The following is a 22,329-nucleotide window of genomic DNA, read 5'->3' as shown; positions in this document are numbered from 1 at the left end:
AAACATAAAGTTATCTTGGTATAAAAGGATCAAAGTGCCGATATACTATTGTTATAAGTTAAAAATGAGTTAGCGGTTAGAAACTATTGTTTTATTTAAATTGCATACAGGAAAAGTATCACCATAAAACAAGCACTACGTATAGATGAAAACTGCTACCGTAAAAGAACTAAAAACCGAATTAACAGATCGTTCACACCAGGAGCTTATAGAATTATGTCTTCGTCTATCCCGATTTAAAAAAGAAAATAAAGAATTACTTACCTATTTATTATTCGAATCAACCCATGAAGAAGAATATATCATAAGCATACATAGAGAAATTGATGAGCAATTCGAAATGATCAACACCACATCATATTATTATATTAAAAAGAGTATTCGAAAAATTTTGCGTACGATAAAGAAATATATTCGATATTCGAAAAACAAAGAAACCGAAATAGAATTGCTTCTTTATTTTTGCAAAAAGTTAAAAAACTTCACTCCTTCTATACAAAAAAATACAGTTCTCAAAAACATCTATCATCGCGAAACATCAGCTATCAAAAAGAAGATTACAGTACTGCACGAAGATTTACAGTACGACTATACATTAGAATTACAAAAACTACTTTTTTAAGTAATTACATAATATACAATCATTTATAACTGTATATTATATGTATTCAGGAGTCTTTGAGATTTGTCAAATTAATTATTTTATACCTATATTAGCAATAAACACTTAAAAATTGTGTTAACAAGTAAAGTAAAAAACATCTTGATGATGATCATTTAGATATTTGGCGTTATCTTTGATTTTTATTAACTAATTTAAATTTTAACAATGAACAAAGGAACAGTAAAATTTTTCAACGATGCCAAAGGATTTGGATTTATCACTGAAGAAGATTCTAACAAAGAACATTTTGTACACATCTCTGGACTAATCGACGAAATTCGAGAAGGGGATGTAGTAGAATTTGATTTGCAAGAAGGCAAAAAAGGATTAAACGCAGTAAATGTAAAAGTAATTTAATATATACTACTTAATTTTTTAAAGCACTATAACCTGTCAAAAATGACAGGTTTTTTTTATCTATATCAAATCCTAAGTTCCATTTTAAGCACTTATACCAATTATAAGTATATCTTCTCATTTTAAAAAAAATCAAAACAAACCTAACTAAAGTAAAAACAAACTGTAAATCAACATAATATACATCTTAATCCCTTTTTTTTGTGTAATCACAAGTAATAATTACTAATTAAAAATCGTTTTTTAAGGGTTTATATATCTAATGTTTTAACAATTGTTCGTAGCTTTAAGGGGCTTAAAAATTATATGTTATACACAAATAGGTTAACCAAAGAATCTAAAAACGCCTATTAAATGTAGCATTAGACTCTTATGGACACACTAATTTTCTATCAAATCTTAATTTTTCTTTTTCAAGGATTTGTTGTTGCCTTCCTAATATTACTACTGTTTCGTTTGCGAACGATAATAGGCTTAGGAGTGCTATTCGCTTCTTTGGGATTATTTCAGTTTGTACAGGTTTTTATGGCCAGTACGCTTTACTTTAAAATCTCTGATGCTATTGTAGTTTCTCCGGGTTCATCTGTTTTATTTTCTGCTACACTTTTTGCCATACTTTTAATATACATCAAAGAAGATGCAACTACAGCTCGAAAACTAATTTATGCATTAGTTATAGCCAATATTGTATTATGCTTTCTTTTACTTGCTTTTAGAATGAATATGGAAGGAGCTTATAGCTATAATCCTTTCGAAATTTCTACAGATTTCTTCTATACGAATGTACTGGTACTATTTGTAGGAACAGGAGTACTTTACCTGGATGCCATATTGATCATATTTTTATACGAATTTATCTCAAAACATACTTCTAGCTTATTTCTTAGAGTAATGTTTACTATGGTACTAGTACTTAGTTTTGATGCTATCTTTTTTACACTAGGCTCGTTTTGGTATTTTGAAAACATACCAAAACTCTTGTTATCAGGGTTATTATCAAAGGGATCTATGGCTATTTTTTATAGTGTAATATTTACGTTATATCTAAAGTATTTTGAAAAAGAAACCTACCATGTAAATTATCTTACTTTTAAAGATATTTTTCATTCCCTAACGTACAAACAAAAATATGAAGTAGCCGAAAAAGCAGCTCAATTCACCAAAGGCAGATATCAAACATTAACCAATCTGATACCGGTAGGTGTATTTATGACTCAAAGTGATGGAAAGACCATATTTGTTAATCCCAAATGGTGTTCCATCTCGGGGTTATCACAAGAAGAAGCCTTAAATGATGGATGGCTTAATGCAGTACATCCAGAGGATAGAAAAAGACTAAAACAAGGATGGTATTCGGCTACAGATAAAAAAGAAACCTCTGATGCCGAATACCGATTTCTTAAACCCGACGGTACGGTAACTTGGGTATTAGGTCGTGCTATACCCGAGTACAATGATAAACATCAAATTATTGGGTATGTTGGTACTCTAACAGATATCACAGATATTAAGTTATATGAAATTGAGCTAAGTCGATTAAAGGAAAAAGCCGAAGAAAGCGATCGCCTTAAATCTGCTTTTCTTGCTAATATGAGTCACGAAATAAGAACTCCCATGAATGGTATTCTTGGTCTTGCAGAACTCTTAAACGAACCTAAACTTACCGGTGACGAACAACAGCTGTATCTGGATCTTATCAAAGAAAGTGGAGCACGCATGCTTAATATTATCAGGGATATTATCGATATCTCCAGAATAGCCGCAGATCAGGTTAAAGTCAATATCGAAGAGGTTGACATCAACAAACAAACCAAGTATTTATTTAACCTCTTTAAACCGCAAACAGATAAAAAAGATATTGTTCTATCATTATCAAATGATTTATCAACAGAAGATGCAACCATCAAAACCGATAAAGAAAAATTTAATGCAATCCTTTCTAACTTAATAAAAAATGCTATTAAGTACACGAATGAAGGAGGAATTGAATTTGGATATCTAAGAGATAAAGATATTCTTCAATTTTATGTAAAAGATACTGGTATGGGGATTGCAAAAGATCGTCAGAAAGCTATTTTTGAACGATTTGTACAGGCAGATCTCGAAGATCGCTATGCGCTAGAAGGTGCAGGTATTGGATTATCTATTGCCAAAGCCTATGTCGAAATGCTAACAGGAAAAATTTGGTTAGAAAGTAAAAAAGGTAAAGGATCTACATTTTATTTTACTATTCCATACACCAAAGTATCTCAAACAACAGTCTAATTCTTAGCATTAAAAACAATACATTTCAAAGAAATAAAAGATATCCAAAATTCTTTTTTGGCCTTTATGCAATCGTTCAAACCATAAGAAATGACATATGAATCAAAGGTCTGCAGCTAGTTATCTAATCTCTTACATCAAAAACACGCATATATTACACCTCAACCCTAATAATCTTAGCTCCTATTGCTCTAAGGCGTTCGTCAATATTTTCATATCCACGATCAATTTGTTCGATATTATGAATAGTTGATGTTCCCTTAGCACTTAATGCAGCAATTAATAATGATATTCCAGCTCTAATATCGGGAGACACCATTGTAGTTGCTTTTAATGTAGACTGAAAATCATGACCAATAATTGTAGCTCTATGCGGGTCACATAAAATAATTTTTGCCCCCATATCAATAAGCTTATCTACAAAGAATAAACGACTCTCGAACATTTTTTGGTGCACCATTACTTCTCCTCTTGCTTGAGTAGCTATAACCAAAACGATACTCAATAAATCGGGGGTAAATCCAGGCCATGGAGCATCTGCAATGGTCATAAATGAACCATCAATATAACTTTCGATCTGGTATCCATTCGTATGTGCAGGGATATAAATATCATCCCCTACCCGCTCCAGGGTAATTCCTAATTTTCTAAATGTGTTTGGGATCAATCCCAGGTTTTCCCAGCTTACATTTTTAATAGTAATTTCACTTTTTGTCATAGCAGCTAATCCTATCCATGATCCAATCTCGATCATATCAGGTAGTACACGGTGTTCACATCCACCTAAAGCTTTAACTCCATCAATCACTAACAAATTAGAGCCCACACCAGAGATTTTTGCTCCCATAGCATTAAGCATCTTACATAACTGCTGTAAATAAGGTTCGCAGGCTGCATTATAAATTGTAGTTGTACCTTTGGCAAGTACAGCTGCCATTACAATATTTGCAGTACCGGTTACCGAAGCTTCATCAAGTAACATATAGGTACCTGTTAAACCTTCTGGTGCCTCGACACCATAAAAACGTTCTTCTTTATTATATCTAAATTCTGCACCAAGATTAATAAACCCTTCAAAGTGGGTATCCAAACGTCTTCTTCCTATTTTATCACCTCCCGGGCGAGGAATATATCCTTTACCAAACCTTGCTAACAAAGGTCCAACAATCATAATAGAACCTCTAAGACCACTTCCTTCTTTCTTAAACTGTTCACTCTCCAGGTATTCTAAATTAAGTTCATCACTCTTAAAAGAGTATTTTCCTTTTCCTAATTTTTGAATTTTCACTCCTAAATTTCTGAGAATGTCTATTAATTTATTTACATCTCGTATATCAGGAATATTAGAAATTATAACTTCTTCTGGTGTTAATAATACTGCGCAAAGAATTTGTAAGGCTTCATTTTTGGCGCCCTGAGGTGTAATTTCCCCTTTGAGCTGATGCCCTCCTTCTATCTGAAAAGTACCCATGTAATCGTTAGTCGTTAGCGGTTAGTAATTGGTAGTTAATTAATTTTAATAGCGTTTTTTACCACGATTGTTTCGGTAATTCTTTTTACCGCTATTATTAGAATTGTGTTTTTTCTTTTTTCCTCTCATCAGATTAGAGGAGTCCGTAAGATCTTCATTGCTTCCTTTAAGATCGATCTTACCATCACTCAATTCAAACAAATGGTTAAAAATAACACTATCTTCTACTGTATCTTTATTCCAGTTCAGATAGCATTTTTTCATGTGATTAGCAATCGTTAAAGTAAGTGCATTTTTTAAATCTCCATCTTCCCAACTATTTGCGACATCTATCATTCGCTTAATATTGTTTCCGTAAAAGCGATATTTCGGAAAATTCTGAGGATATTTAAGAGGTTCTGGTCTTTCCTGCAATTTTTCTTTAGTCAATACAGGAAAAGGAGTATCTACATCTAATTTAAAATCACTCATTATAAACAACTGATCCCATAATTTATGCTGAAACTCAGGTACATCTCGTAAATGCGGCTGCAGATTACCCATTACTGCTATAATCGACTTTGCAACCTTATTACGTTCTTCACGATCTTCGATAGTAACCGTATGGTTTATCATTTTCTGCATATGACGACCATATTCTGGGATAATGAGCTTTTCGCGCTCGGTATTGTATTCTATATTATATATATCCATAAAATGTATGTGAAAATTGCGTAGAGATAGCCTAAAAAATCAATATGTAAGTTTGTTGTGAATATAAGCTCTTGAAAACTATTTATAAGTAATTATGTATAACCTCTTTAGATTCAGTTTGACAATTGATTACTTTTCGGACTATTCTATAATTCGTTTCGCAAAATACTAAAATAAAATAAGTAAGCTACTGTCAATACTATATTTTATTTATTAATCAATGGTATTTAACAAACAAAAACAGGTAATAAAGTCATCTCAACTTTTATACCTACCTATAAATCGGTTGTTTTACCTCTTTACAATATCTGGTACAACCTAAGTATTACAATGAAATTACCTCTTTACAATATCTGGTACAACCTAAGTATTACAATGAAATTACCCCTTCTACTTTTTCGGCAACTTCTTTATATTTAGCAATCACCTGATCTGGATTTTTCATTCTAACATTGATAGATACACTAGTATATTTACCATTTTTAGATTGTTTTGTTTGAATTACCGAACCCAGGTTATCAAAAATTGATTCGATCTGTTCAATCTTTTCTGTATTTGTAGGTACAATAAATTTATATAAATATGAAGTTGGCCATAGTGATGTATCTGCCAACTGCTCTTTTAATTTTTTATAAAATTCTTCAGGGTCTTTCATAGTAACATGTATCAAATCAAAATTTAGGCCAAAGATACATCTTACGATTTATAAAAACGAAGTTATACTAGAAACTCCTTTTGCTTTTTTTAAGAAGAAAAATTGCTTTTTATCATAGCATGATATTGTGCTATCGTATCAATATCTACTCCTTTGTCAAGAGCATCAACTGTATTTATATGATCTATATGTTTTTTAATAATGTATCGTGCACCAAAATCTGCCTGTAATTGCAATAACTCATAGAAATATTTAGATGGAATAATTGCAGGGACCCCAATACCAGAGCCCAAATCTGTAGCGGTAATAACACTTGGTTCTTTACTAAATTGAGTGATTAATGCATTAAAATGAACTGTATCTAATAGTGGTTGATCTACCAATGAAATTAACACTCCGTCATACGACAATTTGTCTTGTTGTATAGCCTTAATTCCAGAACGTATTGTAGATCCCATTCCCGATTGCCATTCTGTATTTCTGAGTATAGTAACAGGAAAATGGCAAATCTCTTTATATACAGTATCATAATGTGCTCCCAAAACCACATAGATTGATGTTTCTTGTAGTAGCAGTGCCCTCTGTATAGCGTGACCAATCAATGTAGTATTGTGCCATGGCAATACCTGTTTTGGTTCTCCCATTCTACTAGAGGAACCTGCTGCCAGGATAAGTTGTGCTATTTTAGGTTTTGGTAGGAATGGCATTTATTTTTTTCCTTTTAGGATCATCATGAATCGCTCCTTTCTTCTCCTGCAATGGTATCGGATTTTGGCCTCTGATCACAGACAATATTTCAGCAATTATAGAAATAGCTATTTCCTGAGGAGTTTCTGCCCCCAGATTTAAACCAGCAGGACCATGAATAGCATCGAGAAATCCATCGGTAACCTCTGGAAAATACTCTATAAAAGCAGACAATAATTTTTCCCTACGCTGCGCGGGTCCCAATAAGCCGATATACACCGGACTGGTTTCTTTTAACGCCTGAAGATATAATAAATCTTTGGCAAAATTATGAGACATTAGAATAATAGCTGTCTGATCATCTATATGATCTATACTCAAATCTTCTGGAGCACTATGAATTATCTCTTTTGCTCCCGGAAAATCTTCAAGTTTTTTAGAATGTTGTGGTGAACCTACAATATCTACTTCCCAGCCAGTAGTTGATGCCAGTTTGCATAACTGCACTGCATCGTGCTCTGTACCAATAATTATTAATCTGAAACAAGGTTGCATTTCCCTCACAAAACTCTCTAAATAATCATCTGGCTTGGTATCTTGCGAAAAACAAAATGCCTCATCTCCTTTAAATTGAACAATAGACCCCATAGTAGAGATTTCCTGTTCTGTTTTTGAGTACCATGATTTAATTTCAAACGGTACTCTGGATTTTAAATGCCTTTGTATTGTCGCAATCTCAATAGTACTAATATCAAAAGTTTCAATCAAAATATACAATAGTCCTTCGCATCCCAGCCTATATTTACCATCGTAGGTCATCATTTTAGGTTTCCCGGAAACGAAAACAGATTGTGCTTGTCGTAACACTTCTTTTTCAACACATCCCCCACTTACGGCACCTGTCATTTTTCCATTTTGAAGAATAAGCATACCCACTCCTGGTCTTCTATAAGAAGATCCTTCTACATCTACTACTGTAGCCATAACAGCAGGTATCTCCTGCTGTTTGGCTTTATGATAAGATGCTATTATTTCTTTGAATTCGTGTGTCATAAACGTACTATCCCAATGGTGCTTTGGAGTTCATGTTTTTAATAAAAGGTTGCTTATACAATCGTATCCCTTTTGCTGCCTTAATTGCATTTGCTACAGCTGCTCCTGCAGGAGGTAATGTGGGTTCTCCTAACCCTGTTGGGGCGATATCGCTTTCTATAAAGTGTGTTTCGACCACAGGAGTTTCATTAATACGAATTAAACGATAAGTATTAAAATTCTTGTCTTGCGGTACTCCATCTTTAAATGAAAAATCACCATACATCGCATGGCCAACACCATCAATAACTCCACCCTCGATCTGGTTTTTGGCTCCGAGTGGGTTCACTACGATTCCGCAATCTACCACACAAGTTACTTTTTTTACCACAGGTATATCATTCTCTAATACTACATCTGCTACTTCTGCTACATGAGTATTATGGCAATAATATGCACTAAACCCCTGGTACGTTCCTTCTTTTGCTTTTCCCCATCCGGATTTATCTACAGCTACTTTTATTACTTTCTCTAATCGTTCTGGAGAATACTGGATTCTATCATCTGTAGTTCCTTTTACTTTCTGTAGTAAGTCTAAGCGAAGTTGAATACGGTCAATTTCTAGTAACTCTGCTAATTCATCAAAGAAGCTTTGTTCTGCAAAAGACAAGAAATTAGTATACGGAGCTCTCCAGGCTCCTGTTGTAATTTTACTATTATAATTGGCAACATCTACCTGGTAATTTTCAATAGCTCCAGCTGGAAAAAAATTAGGGATTAACCCATACATATTCGAATTTACAGAGGCTTCTTTAAGGTGATATCCACTAATTTTACCATCTTTAATTGATGCACTAATTTTATATTTTATTGCCGGACGATATATCCCTGCAGACATATCATCTTCTCTAGAATATACTACTTTAACTGGTTTTTGGGCAATTTTTGATATTTCTGCTGCTTCCAAAGCAAAATCACCATAGAGCCGTCTTCCAAAACCTCCTCCCATTCTGGTCATTTCTACAGAAACATCTTCTGGATCACGCTCTAACAAATTAGCAACTCTACGTGCTGTACCTGCTGGTGTTTGTATAGGGCCAACCAAACGAATTTTTTCTGGAGTAACATCTGCAAAGAAGTTCATCGGTTCCATACAATTATGAGGTAAGAATGGTGACTCATAAGTTCTCTCGATCACCTGATCTGCCTGAGTAAATGCTTTTTTTACATCTCCATCGGCACGTAGTGTATTAAACTCCTTTCCATTAAGAAGATCCATCAGTATTTTATCATGATCTTCTGTATTTTCTAATTTTGAATCCGAAGTCCAATTAGCTTTCAATGCCTTTTTTCCTTTCATTGCTGTCCAAGTATCTTTTGCCAGGACTGCAATTTTATCACCAAACTTAACTACATCATGTACTCCCGAAATAGCTCTAACTGCAGTATCATCAAAATCAACCAGTTTTTTTCCAAAAGCAGGAGGTCTTAATACTGATACATATGCCATTCCTTCCTCTTTATAATCCATTCCGTAAAGAGGTTTTCCAACAATAATCTTATCTACATCTACATTAGAAATATTTTTTCCTATGATTTTAAAATCTTTAGGGTCTTTTAGTGTTATATTTTCTGGAACTTCAAGAGCTGCTGCTTCTTTCACTACATCTCCGTATCCAAGTTTATCACCATTGGCATTGATAATTACTCCGTTTTCTGTTTTACATTCTGAAGCATCCACTCCCCATTTGGCTGCGGCTGCATTAATTAACATCTGTCTTGCTGTAGCTCCCGTTTGGCGTAGAGGTTCCCATCCTTGCCTTAAGGATTGGCTTCCTCCGGCTACTTGTCGTGTAAAATTTTTGGTGTCTAATGCCCCTTGCGCTACATGAACATTATCCCATGATACATCAAGCTCTTCTGCAATAAGCATTGGCATAGATGTTTTAACCCCCTGACCTATTTCTGGATTTGGAGAGAAGATAGTTACCATACCGTTATCGGCTATTTTGATAAAGGCATTAAAATCATTGAAGTTTAATTGAGAAATATCGATCGGTATATCAACAGGTGGTTTCGCTTCAGGTTTACATGCCTGAAATAAATTAAACCCAATTAACATTCCGCCACCAGCCAATGCCGATGTTTTTATAAATGACCTTCTGCTAAATGAAGGTGATACATTATCTTTCATACGTTTAAAATTTAAAAGGGTTAACTCATTTTACTGGCAGCAACTTCTACAGCTTCTTCTATTCTGTTGTACGAAGCGCATCTACATATATTGCCACTCATTGCATCCCTGATTTCTGATTTATTAGGGTTTGCATTTTGCTGTAAGAAAGCAGCGGCAGACATCATTTGCCCCGCCTGGCAGTATCCGCATTGTGGTACATCTACTTCTTTCCAGGCTTGTTGAACAGGATGTGAAGCATCTTCAGATAAGCCTTCGATTGTAGTAATTTCCATATTTTCTACCATAGAAACCTGAAGTAAGCAGCTTCTGTTAGCAGAACCATCTACATGTATGGTACATGCACCACATTGACCTATACCACAGCCAAATTTGGTGCCAACCATATCAAGGTGATCTCTTAATATCCATAAAAGAGGAGTATCCTGATCAGCCTCGACACTATGAGATTGACCATTAATTTTTAAATTATAAACAGGCATGAGTTTTAATTTTTAAAGATTTGTGTTTAACTAGTCTAAATAAAGCAAATGCGTATCAATTGCTATTGAAGTTACTAAAAATTCACTATGTTGATTCAACTTTAACAGATCATTACAAATTAATTATGATTCCCGAAAATCGAATTAAATAGATAATATCTGCTTTTATTAATATCTTATATACTGTCTTTTTGTTCATATAAAACCTGGTTGTAGTAAAATCCATTTATTTTAGTTCTGATGCTTACTACACTATCTAAAATAACCTTATCGATTTAGTTTTTTAGCTCCTGGTTTTTCTGATACTGTAAACTAACACATAATACCATAAAGCAAATAATAGAGCCCAGGAAATGAAAACCACAAAATGAGCCAAAACAGTAGCTTCATATCTTGTATGTAATCGTTTCAGCATAAAGTAAAACACGCAACAAATAACTAATGTATTACTAACATTTAGAAATATTTTTTCAATCCTACTTTTCTGTTTTGATCGATGCTTCCTTTTTAAAGAGATATAAATACCAGAAAGTATCAAGATTGAGATAATTAACCCCAAAATGAACCAAATTATTTTGGTTGTTATCCCACCCCAATATCCAAAATGCAAAGGATCTGCTATATCATTAATCCACATAATAGTACTGCTCTTTGCTGCATTTTGAATATGTTCTATTTTATAGTTATATGGATTAATATATACGCGGTTAGCCCTTTGCCTAACTAATGGGACATTACTATTTCCCATTACATATATTGTTTCTGTAGAATCAATAGCAGGAGAAATGTTTTTTACTTTAAAATGAGGAATAGCTTTTTCTGCAATCTTAACTGCCTTATCATAATCTATATTAAAAGGGAACAAACTCTTCTTCTTATTTTGATAATTGAGGATATCTAATTTTATATGCTTAGGATTTACCAGTGGTTTAATACCTGCAATATTTGTGCGTTCTATAAAATACCAGCTATTAATAATCACAATAAGAAAGATAAAAGGAATAGCCCATAAGCCAACGAACCTGTGCGAACTTCTACTAAACTTGTTTCCTCCATTTTTTACATCGAGTACAAAAAATTTCTTCCACCAGGATTTATAAAAATAAAGTGCTGAGACTACAGAAACAAGGATAAGAAATCCAAAAAGTAAAACGATGTAATTTCCAATTTGAAAAGGTATAAAAAGGTAATAATGCAAATCTCTTAGATAGAGTTGAGCCGTAAGACTTGTCTCTCCCTGAATTTCTCCCGTATAAGGGTTTGCAAATACAAACGAAAGTTTCTCATTCTCTTCTTTATACAATAAATCACATAGGTAAGGTTCATCATGTCGTATCCAATAAGTTATTTTGGCTTTTGGATATGTCTTTGCAAAATTATTTGAAATAACATTTCTCGAGATATAAGTCGATTGTGGTGTGGCTCTATAATCTGATTGTATTAACCAATCTAACTCATGACTAACAGTTGAGATTGTTCCTGAAAAACATATTATAAAAAAAAGCAGTCCTAGTTGTCTCCCAATCCATCCATGTAATAAAAATAACTTCTTTTTCACGTTTGTATAATATACTATGTTTAGCATTAAAGTAAGACAATCATATTCTTTGTATGAAATCTTTTTGCTGAATAACTCGATTACTCCTTCAAATTGAATATCTACCTCGATATCTTGTAAAAAACTGAATATTTGTATTTCATCGAGACATAGATGTTATTCAGAGTGTATAATAATCAGTTTTACCTTAATACATAGAAAATATAATTTTTTATATCTAATTTCTGCAATTACCTTACTACACATCAAAGTGTTTCGGTTTATTAGAATAGAAAACTTTAAACAACTTCTTTTCAAAATCCTTTTATAATTCCGAAATTTGCATCAAAATTATTCCTTTGAGAAAGAAAAGAATTGTAATTACCGGAGCACCGGGAACAGGCAAGACCTCGGTTATCCATAAACTTGAAGAAGCAAAATTTTTCTGTTTTCATGAGATTATACGAAGTATGACTCAGGAAGCATTAAAAAGTAATGACTCTAAGGCTATTGTTTCTAATCCCATAATTTCTGTCTCTGATCCCTATCAATTTAATACACAAATCCTTAACGGAAGGGTTGATCAATTTAAAGATGCCATATCCCAAAAAGAAGATCTTACATTTTATGATAGAGGTATACCAGATGTTTTGGCCTATATGAACTATTTTGATCAATCATACGACGACAATTTTATAAATGCTTGTAAGAATCATATGTATGATCAGGTTTTTTTACTGCCGCCGTGGGAAGATATCTATATATCAGACAATGAGCGTTATGAAAGCTTTGAACAAGCAAAAGAAATCCATCATCATCTGCTTGAAACTTATAGCCAATTAGGTTATGATTGTATCGAAGTGCCTTTTGGAACTGTACAGGAACGTTATGATTTTATTCTCAAAAACATAAAATAAATTGCTAAAATCTCCTCTTAAAATATTACAGCAATATTGGAAATACAATAGCTTTAAGCCATTGCAGGAAGAGATTATAGCTTCGGTACTGGAAGGTGAAGATACTTTTGCATTACTCCCTACTGGTGGAGGGAAATCAATTTGTTTTCAGGTGCCTGCTCTAATAATGGAAGGTATTTGTATTGTTATTTCTCCATTAATTGCATTAATGCAAGATCAGGTATTACACCTTCAGCAAAAAAATATAAAAGCAATTGCACTACCTAGTGGCATTAAATATTCAGAATTAGATACTTTGCTCGATAATTGTATTTATGGCAATTATAAATTCCTTTATCTTTCTCCAGAACGTCTTCAGCAAGACATTGTACAGGAACGATTAAAGCAAATGAATATTAATCTTATTGCAGTAGATGAAGCGCACTGTATTTCGCAATGGGGAAATGACTTTAGGCCCTCTTATAAAAAAATAGAAGTGCTGAGAAAAATACATCCCGCGGTACCTGTTATTGCACTAACCGCTTCTGCCACCAAAGAAGTAGTAGATGATATTGTGGCAGAACTCGATCTTTTTCAACCCAAAATACTTAAACAATCATTTTTTAGACCTAATCTTGGGTATAGGGTAGAAAATGTAATCGACAAAAAGTATAAACTCACTCAGGTTTTAGATAAATACCCGGGAACTTCGATCGTTTATGTTCGAAATAGAAAATCTGCAGTTGAATTGAGTGATTTTCTTAATACAAGTGGTTATTTAGCAACATACTATCATGGTGGCGTAGATGCACAAGAAAAAACCAAACGATTTAACCAGTGGTTAAAAGAAGAAATTAGAGTAATGGTTGCTACAAATGCCTTTGGTATGGGGATCGATAAGCCCAATGTACGCACAGTAATTCATTATACGATTCCAGAAAGTATAGAAAGCTATTTTCAGGAAGCAGGCAGAGCTGGTCGTGATGGCAAACCATCTTTTGCCTATCTTTTAAAAAACACGAATGATAATCAGAGGTTACACAATCAATTTATAAAAGTATTGCCGGATATAGATGAAGTAAAACTAGTCTATAGAAAACTATGTAACTATTTTCAAATATCATATGGTGAAGGTGAACAGACCGTTCATAATTTTGAATTCAATACATTTTGCAAAACGTATGAGCTAAATACACTCATTACCTATAATACATTACAATTTTTAGATCGTTGTGGTGTAATTAGATTTATGCAACGATATACCAAAAAAAGTAGTGTTCATATTCTTACAACCGGAAATCACCTTTTAGAGTTCCTTGAAAACAATAAAGAATACCAACTAATTACCAAGGCTATCCTAAGAACATATGGCGGTATTTTTGACGAAAAAGTAACAATTAATCTACCTTTGATTGCTTCTAAAGTAGGAAAACCCGAATCAGAAGTTGTTACTGTATTACATAAACTACACGAAGCCGAATTAGTAGAATTTATATACAAAATTTCTGATGCAGAAATCATCTTCTTATTGCCACGTGAAGATGATCATACTATCAATAGTATTAAGCACCATTTAATAAAGCAAAATACTTCAAAAGTAAAGAAGGTAGAAGCGATATTAAGATTTACAGAAAATAATACGAAATGCAAAAGCAGGCAGTTACTTCATTATTTTGGAGAAAAAGAAACTACAGATTGTGGCATATGTAGTTTTTGTATTACCAAAAAAAACAATACTACACCAATAGATCTTAATAAAATACAAAAGGATATTATAAGACTTTTAGAAAGAAAAAACTTATCTTCAAGAGATTTACTGGCACAGTTAGCATATCCCGAAAAATTAACCTTACGAGTGTTACGGGAAATGAACGAACATCAAATTATAAGGATCAATCACGATAATCACTATCAATTAGCACAAAAATAATGAGAGACTTACGAATCCTGTTTATGGGGACACCGGATTTTGCCGTTGAAACCCTAAAAACCATAATAGAAAACAAGTATCATGTCGTTGGTGTTATTACTGCTCCTGATAGACCAGCGGGAAGAGGTAGAAAACTTAAAGCATCTGCTGTTAAGGAATATGCACTATCCAAAAATCTAAAAGTTCTTCAACCAACAAATCTAAAAGATGAAGGATTTATTGAAGAGTTAAGAGCTTTGGACGCTAATCTTAATATAGTTGTTGCTTTTAGAATGCTCCCTAAAGTAGTTTGGGATATGCCAGAGTATGGTACTTTTAATTTACATGCATCTCTGCTTCCGGATTATAGAGGTGCGGCACCAATTAACTGGGCTGTTATTAATGGAGAGCAAAAAACCGGAATTACGACTTTCTTCATTGATGAAAAAATAGATACTGGTCATCTTATTTTTCAGAAAGAAGTTGAAATAAAAAATGATGATACGGCGGGAATACTACATGATAAATTAATGGAAAAAGGTGCTGATTTGGTATTAGATACCATAAAAGCAATAGAAAATGATTCGGTAACGGTAAACCCTCAACCCAAAGACAGTACTTTTAAAACGGCATATAAGCTAAATCGTGAGAACACCAAAATTAATTGGAAAGACGATCTATATACTATTCATAACCTGATTAGAGGACTAAGTCCTTATCCTGCCGCCTGGTGTGAATTGTATAATAAAGGAGTGTCTGAAAACATAAAGGTATACGATGCTCAACCTATCGAAGAAGCCCATACCTTTGATATAGGTAAAATTATTATTGAAGATTCTACAATCAAAGTAGCCGTAAAAAACGGGTACATTATATTGAAAAAACTTCAACTCCCTGGTAAAAAAGCAATGGAGTCAAAAGCATTGTTGAATGGTTATGTCTTTTACAGAGATGCAAAAATGTGTTAGCCCCTATGTAGTATAGGGTTTAAAAATCTATCTAAAACAACATTGGTTATTAACAATCGCATTGAGTTATCAACAAATCCCTGTATTTACTGGGCCAATCCTTGCATGAATCATAAATCCGTATAAATTTGTAAAGCGTTTAACATAAAAGATTGGTTTAACCAACAATTAATTTAAAAACAGAATTATGAACAAAACAGAATTAATCGATGCAATGGCAGCTGACGCTGGAATTACTAAAGCAGCGGCTAAAAAAGCCTTAGAATCTTTCTTAGGAAACGTTGAAGGTACTCTTAAAAAAGGAGGACGTGTTTCTTTAGTAGGATTTGGATCTTGGTCAGTTTCTAGAAGAGCTGCAAGAGAAGGTAGAAATCCACAAACTGGTAAGACTATTAAAATCGCTGCTAAAAACGTTGTTAAGTTTAAGGCTGGTGCTGATTTATCAAGTTCGGTAAACTAATCAGTTCGTTTTCGATATTATCTAAAAGCTCCCAAAATTGGGAGTTTTTTTTATGATTTTTTGGCAAAAAACACCTAACTCCTTTGATTATTAGAAATAATTATTTAGATTTAAGATAAGTAAAATTGTTAGTATGATATCACTACAACCATCAAAAGGACATTTATTAATCGCTGAGCCATCTATTATAGGAGATGTGTCTTTTAATCGTTCGGTTGTTCTTTTGGCGGATCATAGTGAGCAAGGGTCTATTGGTTTTATAATGAACAAACCTCTTGAGTATTTCCTTGCTGATCTGGTTCCTGAAATTGAAATGGAATTTAAGATTTATAATGGCGGCCCGGTTGAACAAGATAACCTGTATTTTATACACAAAGTTCCTGATCTAATTCCTAACAGTGTAGAAATATCTGGTGGTATTTATTGGGGAGGAGATTTTTCTATTGTCTCCAGACTTATTGTTGAAGATAAAATCACTCCAAATGAAATCAGATTTTTCCTAGGTTATTCTGGGTGGGATTCTAAGCAACTTAACCAGGAACTTGAAGCCAACTCATGGGTAATTGTCGAAAACAGTTACAAAAAGAATATTTTCGGAAAATCCTGTGATACTTTCTGGAAAGAAAAAATGATAGAACTAGGAGGAGAATATGTCCTTTGGTCTAACGCTCCAGAGAATCCTACTTACAATTAATTTCCTAATCTTATCCTGGTATTTAATATCCCTAATAATCTCTTACTCGTCTTAGAAGTATACTCCTTTTTTCTAAACTTGGTAATGGGTAAAATTCCTGTAATTACATTAGTAACAAATAATTCATCTGCTTTTTGTAACTCAAAAGGAGAAATAGAAGCTTCCTCTAATTGATATTCTGGTAATTTCTCAAGAATTCTTAACAATTGAGTTCTTAATATACCTTTTAGACACCCATCTGTTATTGGAGGCGTTTTTATCGTATTGCCCTTTACAAGAAATAAGTTTCCATTTAAAGCTTCTATAACCATTTTGTCAGAATTGATCAGCAAACAATTATCAAAACCATTTTCCCTGGCAAAAATCCCACCAAGAACATTAACCAGTTTATTTGTTGATTTTAGAGTAGACAGCATATCTGTACTTACATAATGGTCTTTAAACAGAGTAACTTCATACTTCTGATCAGAAATCGTATAAAAGTTAGATTGTAATTGAGAAACCAATATATTGTATTCTATATCACTAGAAGCGGGCGTATATAACCCGCCAGCTACCCTATTTACCATTATTTTTATCCTTACCGAAGCATTCATTAACTCATTTGCAGTGATAAGATCGATAATTTCCTTTTCCAAAAATTCTGGAGTAAATGACATAGGGATTTGCATTCTAAGAATACGCATCGAAGCCATTAGCCGAAAATAATGATCTTCCCAAAATAAAATAGTTCCAGAATTAACTCTGATAGTTTCAAATAAAGCATCTCCGTATGCATACCCTCTATTATCAATAGCCAATACTGCTTTATGATCTTCTAGTAAATTTCCGTTGATATTAACCATAAAAAATTCCCATAAATTTTAATGTTTATGGGGTATAAAGATTTGTATTATAAAAAGAAGAATTATGCCGAACCTAATACATGTTTTAGGTTTCCAATCATATTATCCCATAGCATTTTATTTTCATCCATTTCATCCTCTTCAGAATAATCGGTAACCATAAGAGAAACATCCTTGGTTATTTCATCAACCTGAATACGCATTTCAAAGAAGTAATCATTTCCATCATCTTCATCTTCTACCCATCTAAACTTTACCCGTTCACCACTTTTTTTACTTAAAAGTTTTGCATCTTCTTCAGAATCATCCCAGATAAATGTAAACAACTCTCCTCTGGAGTTTACATTATCTGCAAACCACTCTGAGAGTCCCGAAGGTGTAGATATATATTGATATAATAGTTGCGGTGATGACTGTACCACAAATTCAAGTTCATATTTAGTTTTTTCAGACATATCATTAATTGTTGGTAAGCCAATATATAGATTAATTACCGACTTTAAAAGTACATTGAAAAAAAAATTAATTATGCATTATTGTTTGTGTCATTCTATTTTGTTTTTATATTTGCACCCTCCTTAGCAGTACTGTAAAAAGTATTCTAATATATCAGACCTTTTTTAATGGTTTGGTTACATAGAAATAAAGGAAGATGGCGAGGTAGCTCAGTTGGTTAGAGCGTCGGATTCATAACCCGGAGGTCGGGGGATCGTGCCCCCCTCTCGCTACAGGATTAACAAAGGAAAGCTGATTTTAACGAGTCGGCTTTTTTTATTTATCTAACAAATACTATTTTTCTTCTTTTTTCTGATGAATATTCATAGAATGTTTCATACTAAATCACATAAATTTCAGTGATTACTTAACGTTTTACACATTTTTCATCGGAAGAATAGAGGGTTTCCTAAAGCATTCATGCTTTGTATTTTTATGCTTCTTATTCATCATCTATGGTTGAATTTTGTAATTAATGTTCCAAACGTATAGGCTTAAAGCCAGAACTACCTCCTTTCCTATGTGAAGGATGTGGCAATAGATTGAGCGCTCTTCTATGCATAAATGGCTACTTTCTCATTTACAAAAGTTATTACGGAAAATTACCACCTACTCCTTTAAACATCTGATAATCAATGTTAATTATTTTATCAACATAACTTTATGTTAAACAAAAATAAGCAATAGACTATATTATTAATACTATTATTATTATTATCAGAATCAATATCAATAGCCACAACCAAATCAAGTATCTTGATTTTACTTGCTCAACCGCTTTCTTAGGCTTACAAAATACCACTGGATCACTTCCTGGTTGTTGAATCAAAATACTTGGTTCTTCTGTTTTTGTAGGATCAACTTTTACATTCACACTGTAAGTCCCATCACCATTATCTTTCACTCCACTAGTAACATATGTACCAAAAGTCCCTTTCACACCCAATACATCTAATCGTCCTGGTCCTAAGAAATTATTGTATGGGTCTTTTGGTATAATGGTTACGATCCAGTCCTGTTTTCCATTACCATCGTCTCCCCTATTAATCGAGTCAATATTCGTATTGTTTTCATCAACTTTGGAATCGGTATAAATCGACCATACCAGCTCTCTTGTTGCCTCGCAATTATGTCCAAAAGTTGCAATCGCTCTAAAAGAATATAACCCTTCTGCATTGAAAAGATCTTTTAATGGACTACCAAAGATCCCGTCAGGCTCCATAGCACCATCGTCATGTCTGCCATCGTCGAAAAGTTCAAAATTTAACGTTTCATAATCTACCAATTGACCATTGTTTTGATTTTTAATAGCGGCCAAAGTTGAATAAACAGGTGGTACGGTATCACCCGACACTTGAATATTTTGTTTAAGCCCATTTTCTTTCAAGATATTACCCAAACTCTGTTTCGGCCTTTTCACTTCCAATTTCACCTTAGTATGAGCTGGAGAAATATTGTTTGGATAAAATAATCGCACTAAGGGATTGTAGTCATTACCTGTATAGTACCGCTTGCGATCGGCCATCAATTTGAGGGAAGGACCACCTTTGGCTACAATATTGACAAAGTATTTCAGGTCAATGACTGGTAGCGGAATATCGCCCCCAGAAGGACGGAAAACATTTACTTTCCAAACACCATCTTGTTCAGCATTTATAGGCAACTTTATTTTCACAAAAGCCCAAGTACGGCCTCTTCCCCTTGTCACGTTAGGATTCTCAAATGGGACGATTGCACCAGAAGGTGTTTCCATATTGAAAACCAGCAAAGACTCTGCTTTATCCCATCCTAAAACAACCGTAACGGCCTCTTCACCACAAACAGTAAATAGCAATGGTTCAGCTTTCTCTACAGTTCGAGGCATTTCAAAATCAGGATCCATCAAGAAGCCCGCTTCAAAAATGTCACCAAAGCAACTGGCAAAGAACTTTTTCAAGGATAATTCGTCTTGTGCAACAGTATAACTACCATCATTCAAAATGGCCAACCGTGCTAACAATGGTCCATTCAGATTCGATTCGTCACCGTACCCTACAATGCAGAGCCTTCTGTCCCCTATCCTTGATTCGATATCTTCTATCATGGGCGGGGTGTTTTCCATGCCATCGGTCAGCAACAGAATCACTTCATCCTTTGTATCTGAACCAGAGAATTGACTCAACGCCAAATCCAATCCACCTCCAATAGTGGTTGATCCACTTGGTATTAACCTTCCTACGATTCCCATTGAGTGAGGTGCAGGCCCGATCAATGTTTCCACATTCAAATCCGTATTTGGTTTTAACTCATGATCCCTAGAGGAAATGTTGTTAAAAGAAACTAAGCCTACTCGATGTCCTTCTTCTTGTTCGATCATAGAAACAAATAGTGAAACTGCATCCCTCGCTTCTTCGATTTTTGGTTGACCAGTGGAAGCATTCTGCGACATAGAGCCAGAACGATCCAAAACGATCATTACATCTCGGTCAACTGCAGGTGGCGGTGGAGTAGTACCTATTAGATTTAACATGGTCGCTGTTGGAAAATAGCCAAGGTAGTTACTACAACTCCCCTCTGAATCCCTTCTTTGACCAGAAGACAGTGTACCAATCACGTTTCCAAATTTATCATACAAACCAGAACCAGAACTTCCCCCCGCCACATCCAGATCAACACTGATACTACTACTCGTTACTCCCGAAATGGTCAAAAAATCAGCATCTCTTGGCGAGAACTTTTTCACTGCTCCATTTGGATGATGCACTACAAAGACCTCTTCCCCAAAAGAAGGAAGGTCAGTTCTCATGGATAATGGAGTAATACCCGTATTTCCTTTGGAAATATCAATCCGTAACAACACAAAATCATTGCCTCCATCATAACCATATTCTACTACTTCTACTACCTTGAAAATCTTAGGACTATATTCTTCTGGTTTTAATCCATCAGCATTGGTTTGGTAATTAAAAACAATCGATGCTGTCAATACACTGAACGGATCAAGAGGAGAAGGAGCATTAAGTACGGAAAAACAGTGCCCAGCAGAAAAGACCAAATCCTCTGCCACCAATGTAGCTGAACAGGTGGATAAATGATCACCATGCGCAGAAACAATCATACAAGCTGCCTGTCCTATAGTCTTACGCAGCCCAGCAGGCAATGCATTAAAATTTTTCCATTTCGGATCGGATATACAAGTGGAGGCATTCCCTCCACAAATCCAATAAGTGTCATAAACAGGTTTATCATATGGATCAGTATGCAGAAAAATATCCGCATTGGTAAAGGTACAAAGTTCATTACCTCCAGTACGATGTCCTCTTCCATAGCCTCCCAGCTCCACCCCACCACTGGAAGATCCGTCTTCTATATAGTTAATCGGAATGTTGCCTTCTGGGAGAGCATTAACGTTGATTGGTCTGGTCCAAAATTCAGACCCATTGGACTCATTAAAAACATCGGTATCATAGCCCAAATTCACTTCTAAACGGTTACCAGGTGGAAAAAAGGCATTCTTAAAATGAAGGATCACAAAACGAGTGGGTTGACCAGGTGCAGGCGTATGTGAAAAATTAAAGGAAGAATTCGCATGATCTGGACCAATACCAATAGATGCAATTTCAACGAGAGTACCAATATTGTGAGACATAATTTTAGGTTTTAAGGTTTTCTATTTGATGCTTGTTGTGAGAATGTATGAATATAAATTTTCCACATATATTCATTATAACTATTATTTAAACCAAGAAAATATAGTCAACTATAACTTGTAGTTTTAATAAAAACCAGTAATAAAGTTAATCCGTTGATAATAATAACACAAGGGGGATTTACCTGTTTTTTATGGGGGATTTTCGGTATGTTTTGTATGGAAATTTCCAATAAGATTTCTGAGACTACACACTTACATAACATATATCTCCTAACATTCAATTATAGAAGAGAAGCGTATCTCGAAGAAATGAAAGATCGCGGAATAGATATAGCATTTTTAACAAAAAAACTGCTTAATTGATGAGAATCCTTGATACAATAATATCGGTCTG

General features: G+C 34.1%; 19 protein-coding genes and 1 tRNA gene. 9 read left to right on the top strand and 11 right to left on the bottom strand.

What is annotated here, in order from left to right; all coding sequences use genetic code 11:
* Positions 1–145: 145 nt before the first annotated feature.
* From Z053_RS0121320 to Z053_RS30430, 3 genes are all read left to right on the top strand, one after another.
* Positions 146–622 carry a hypothetical protein gene (locus tag Z053_RS0121320; RefSeq protein ID WP_025666997.1) on the top strand — a complete coding sequence of 159 codons (477 nt, stop codon included), beginning with the start codon at positions 146–148 and terminating at the stop codon, positions 620–622.
* A gap of 207 nt (positions 623–829) precedes the next feature.
* The gene (locus Z053_RS0121315) at positions 830–1,021 is read left to right on the top strand and encodes a cold-shock protein (protein ID WP_025666996.1); all 192 of its coding nucleotides are present in this window, start codon (positions 830–832) and stop codon (positions 1,019–1,021) included.
* A 372-nt stretch (positions 1,022–1,393) separates the two neighbouring features.
* The gene (locus tag Z053_RS30430; RefSeq protein ID WP_025666995.1) at positions 1,394–3,286 is read left to right on the top strand and encodes a PAS domain-containing sensor histidine kinase; all 1,893 of its coding nucleotides are present in this window, start codon (positions 1,394–1,396) and stop codon (positions 3,284–3,286) included.
* A gap of 154 nt (positions 3,287–3,440) precedes the next feature.
* On the opposite strand, the gene murA is transcribed toward Z053_RS30430, so the two are convergent.
* From murA to Z053_RS0121270, 8 genes are all read right to left on the bottom strand, one after another.
* A complete protein-coding gene (murA, locus tag Z053_RS0121305; RefSeq protein WP_025666994.1) occupies positions 3,441–4,757 on the bottom strand; it encodes a UDP-N-acetylglucosamine 1-carboxyvinyltransferase in 1,317 nt (438 codons plus the stop codon).
* A 45-nt stretch (positions 4,758–4,802) separates the two neighbouring features.
* The gene (locus Z053_RS0121300; RefSeq protein ID WP_025666993.1) at positions 4,803–5,450 is read right to left on the bottom strand and encodes a DUF4290 domain-containing protein; all 648 of its coding nucleotides are present in this window, start codon (positions 5,448–5,450) and stop codon (positions 4,803–4,805) included.
* 370 nt (positions 5,451–5,820) lie between these two features.
* Complete coding sequence (locus Z053_RS0121295) at positions 5,821–6,105, bottom strand: DUF493 family protein (RefSeq protein WP_025666992.1); 285 nt, start codon at positions 6,103–6,105, stop codon at positions 5,821–5,823.
* Positions 6,106–6,194: 89 nt separating this feature from the next.
* The gene (locus tag Z053_RS0121290) at positions 6,195–6,812 is read right to left on the bottom strand and encodes a nucleotidyltransferase family protein (RefSeq protein WP_025666991.1); all 618 of its coding nucleotides are present in this window, start codon (positions 6,810–6,812) and stop codon (positions 6,195–6,197) included.
* Complete coding sequence (locus Z053_RS0121285; protein WP_025666990.1) at positions 6,790–7,845, bottom strand: XdhC family protein; 1,056 nt, start codon at positions 7,843–7,845, stop codon at positions 6,790–6,792. Before Z053_RS0121285 ends, Z053_RS0121290 begins: the two co-directional genes overlap by 23 nt.
* A gap of 7 nt (positions 7,846–7,852) precedes the next feature.
* Positions 7,853–10,018, bottom strand: a complete 2,166-nt coding sequence (locus Z053_RS0121280) for a xanthine dehydrogenase family protein molybdopterin-binding subunit (RefSeq protein ID WP_025666989.1) — start codon at positions 10,016–10,018, stop codon at positions 7,853–7,855.
* Positions 10,019–10,038: 20 nt separating this feature from the next.
* A complete protein-coding gene (locus Z053_RS0121275) occupies positions 10,039–10,500 on the bottom strand; it encodes a (2Fe-2S)-binding protein (protein WP_025666988.1) in 462 nt (153 codons plus the stop codon).
* A gap of 283 nt (positions 10,501–10,783) precedes the next feature.
* Positions 10,784–12,058, bottom strand: coding sequence for a PepSY-associated TM helix domain-containing protein (locus tag Z053_RS0121270; protein ID WP_160170132.1), 1,275 nt, complete (start codon positions 12,056–12,058; stop codon positions 10,784–10,786).
* Positions 12,059–12,396: 338 nt separating this feature from the next.
* Here Z053_RS0121270 and Z053_RS0121265 point away from each other — a divergent pair, with 338 nt between their 5' ends.
* The 5 genes from Z053_RS0121265 (at position 12,397) to Z053_RS0121245 (ending at position 16,964) form a co-directional block, all read left to right on the top strand.
* Positions 12,397–12,954, top strand: coding sequence for an AAA family ATPase (locus Z053_RS0121265; RefSeq protein ID WP_025666986.1), 558 nt, complete (start codon positions 12,397–12,399; stop codon positions 12,952–12,954).
* 1 nt (position 12,955) lies between these two features.
* Positions 12,956–14,863, top strand: coding sequence for a RecQ family ATP-dependent DNA helicase (locus tag Z053_RS0121260; protein WP_025666985.1), 1,908 nt, complete (start codon positions 12,956–12,958; stop codon positions 14,861–14,863).
* The gene (fmt, locus tag Z053_RS0121255; RefSeq protein ID WP_025666984.1) at positions 14,863–15,810 is read left to right on the top strand and encodes a methionyl-tRNA formyltransferase; all 948 of its coding nucleotides are present in this window, start codon (positions 14,863–14,865) and stop codon (positions 15,808–15,810) included. The genes Z053_RS0121260 and fmt overlap by 1 nt, the downstream gene beginning before the upstream one ends.
* A 187-nt stretch (positions 15,811–15,997) precedes the next feature.
* On the top strand, positions 15,998–16,270 hold the full coding sequence (locus Z053_RS0121250; protein ID WP_024769076.1) for an HU family DNA-binding protein: 273 nt from the start codon (positions 15,998–16,000) through the stop codon (positions 16,268–16,270).
* A gap of 133 nt (positions 16,271–16,403) precedes the next feature.
* Positions 16,404–16,964: a YqgE/AlgH family protein gene (locus Z053_RS0121245; protein ID WP_025666983.1), complete on the top strand. Its 561-nt coding sequence runs from the start codon at positions 16,404–16,406 to the stop codon at positions 16,962–16,964.
* Here the strand turns inward: Z053_RS0121245 and Z053_RS0121240 are convergent.
* On the bottom strand, positions 16,961–17,809 hold the full coding sequence (locus Z053_RS0121240) for an aminotransferase class IV (RefSeq protein ID WP_025666982.1): 849 nt from the start codon (positions 17,807–17,809) through the stop codon (positions 16,961–16,963). The genes Z053_RS0121245 and Z053_RS0121240 overlap by 4 nt on opposite strands.
* Before the next feature lie 62 nt (positions 17,810–17,871).
* Positions 17,872–18,264, bottom strand: coding sequence for an START-like domain-containing protein (locus tag Z053_RS0121235; RefSeq protein ID WP_025666981.1), 393 nt, complete (start codon positions 18,262–18,264; stop codon positions 17,872–17,874).
* A 199-nt stretch (positions 18,265–18,463) separates the two neighbouring features.
* On the opposite strand from Z053_RS0121235, the gene Z053_RS0121230 reads away from it, so the two are divergent.
* Positions 18,464–18,537: transfer RNA gene (locus Z053_RS0121230), tRNA-Met, on the top strand.
* A 455-nt stretch (positions 18,538–18,992) separates the two neighbouring features.
* Here the strand turns inward: Z053_RS0121230 and Z053_RS0121225 are convergent.
* Complete coding sequence (locus Z053_RS0121225; RefSeq protein ID WP_025666980.1) at positions 18,993–21,932, bottom strand: VWA domain-containing protein; 2,940 nt, start codon at positions 21,930–21,932, stop codon at positions 18,993–18,995.
* Between the last annotated feature and the right edge of the window lie 397 nt (positions 21,933–22,329).

It is taken from the genome of Aquimarina megaterium XH134, assembly GCF_000520975.1.
GTDB classification, from domain to species: Bacteria; Bacteroidota; Bacteroidia; order Flavobacteriales; family Flavobacteriaceae; genus Aquimarina; species Aquimarina megaterium.
This window is presented reverse-complemented; position numbering and strand designations above follow the sequence as displayed.

What these genes read in the sequence shown, in the direction of transcription:
- Z053_RS0121320 (WP_025666997.1), top strand. Translation starts at nt 146, where the DNA reads ATGAAAACTGCTACCGTAAAAGAACTAAAAACCGAATTAACAGATCGT.
- Z053_RS0121315 (WP_025666996.1), top strand. Translation starts at nt 830, where the DNA reads ATGAACAAAGGAACAGTAAAATTTTTCAACGATGCCAAAGGATTTGGA.
- Z053_RS30430 (WP_025666995.1), top strand. Translation starts at nt 1,394, where the DNA reads ATGGACACACTAATTTTCTATCAAATCTTAATTTTTCTTTTTCAAGGA.
- murA (WP_025666994.1), bottom strand. Translation starts at nt 4,757, where the DNA reads ATGGGTACTTTTCAGATAGAAGGAGGGCATCAGCTCAAAGGGGAAATT.
- Z053_RS0121300 (WP_025666993.1), bottom strand. Translation starts at nt 5,450, where the DNA reads ATGGATATATATAATATAGAATACAATACCGAGCGCGAAAAGCTCATT.
- Z053_RS0121295 (WP_025666992.1), bottom strand. Translation starts at nt 6,105, where the DNA reads ATGAAAGACCCTGAAGAATTTTATAAAAAATTAAAAGAGCAGTTGGCA.
- Z053_RS0121290 (WP_025666991.1), bottom strand. Translation starts at nt 6,812, where the DNA reads ATGCCATTCCTACCAAAACCTAAAATAGCACAACTTATCCTGGCAGCA.
- Z053_RS0121285 (WP_025666990.1), bottom strand. Translation starts at nt 7,845, where the DNA reads ATGACACACGAATTCAAAGAAATAATAGCATCTTATCATAAAGCCAAA.
- Z053_RS0121280 (WP_025666989.1), bottom strand. Translation starts at nt 10,018, where the DNA reads ATGAAAGATAATGTATCACCTTCATTTAGCAGAAGGTCATTTATAAAA.
- Z053_RS0121275 (WP_025666988.1), bottom strand. Translation starts at nt 10,500, where the DNA reads ATGCCTGTTTATAATTTAAAAATTAATGGTCAATCTCATAGTGTCGAG.
- fmt (WP_025666984.1), top strand. Translation starts at nt 14,863, where the DNA reads ATGAGAGACTTACGAATCCTGTTTATGGGGACACCGGATTTTGCCGTT.
- Z053_RS0121250 (WP_024769076.1), top strand. Translation starts at nt 15,998, where the DNA reads ATGAACAAAACAGAATTAATCGATGCAATGGCAGCTGACGCTGGAATT.
- Z053_RS0121245 (WP_025666983.1), top strand. Translation starts at nt 16,404, where the DNA reads ATGATATCACTACAACCATCAAAAGGACATTTATTAATCGCTGAGCCA.
- Z053_RS0121240 (WP_025666982.1), bottom strand. Translation starts at nt 17,809, where the DNA reads ATGGTTAATATCAACGGAAATTTACTAGAAGATCATAAAGCAGTATTG.
- Z053_RS0121235 (WP_025666981.1), bottom strand. Translation starts at nt 18,264, where the DNA reads ATGTCTGAAAAAACTAAATATGAACTTGAATTTGTGGTACAGTCATCA.
- Z053_RS0121225 (WP_025666980.1), bottom strand. Translation starts at nt 21,932, where the DNA reads ATGTCTCACAATATTGGTACTCTCGTTGAAATTGCATCTATTGGTATT.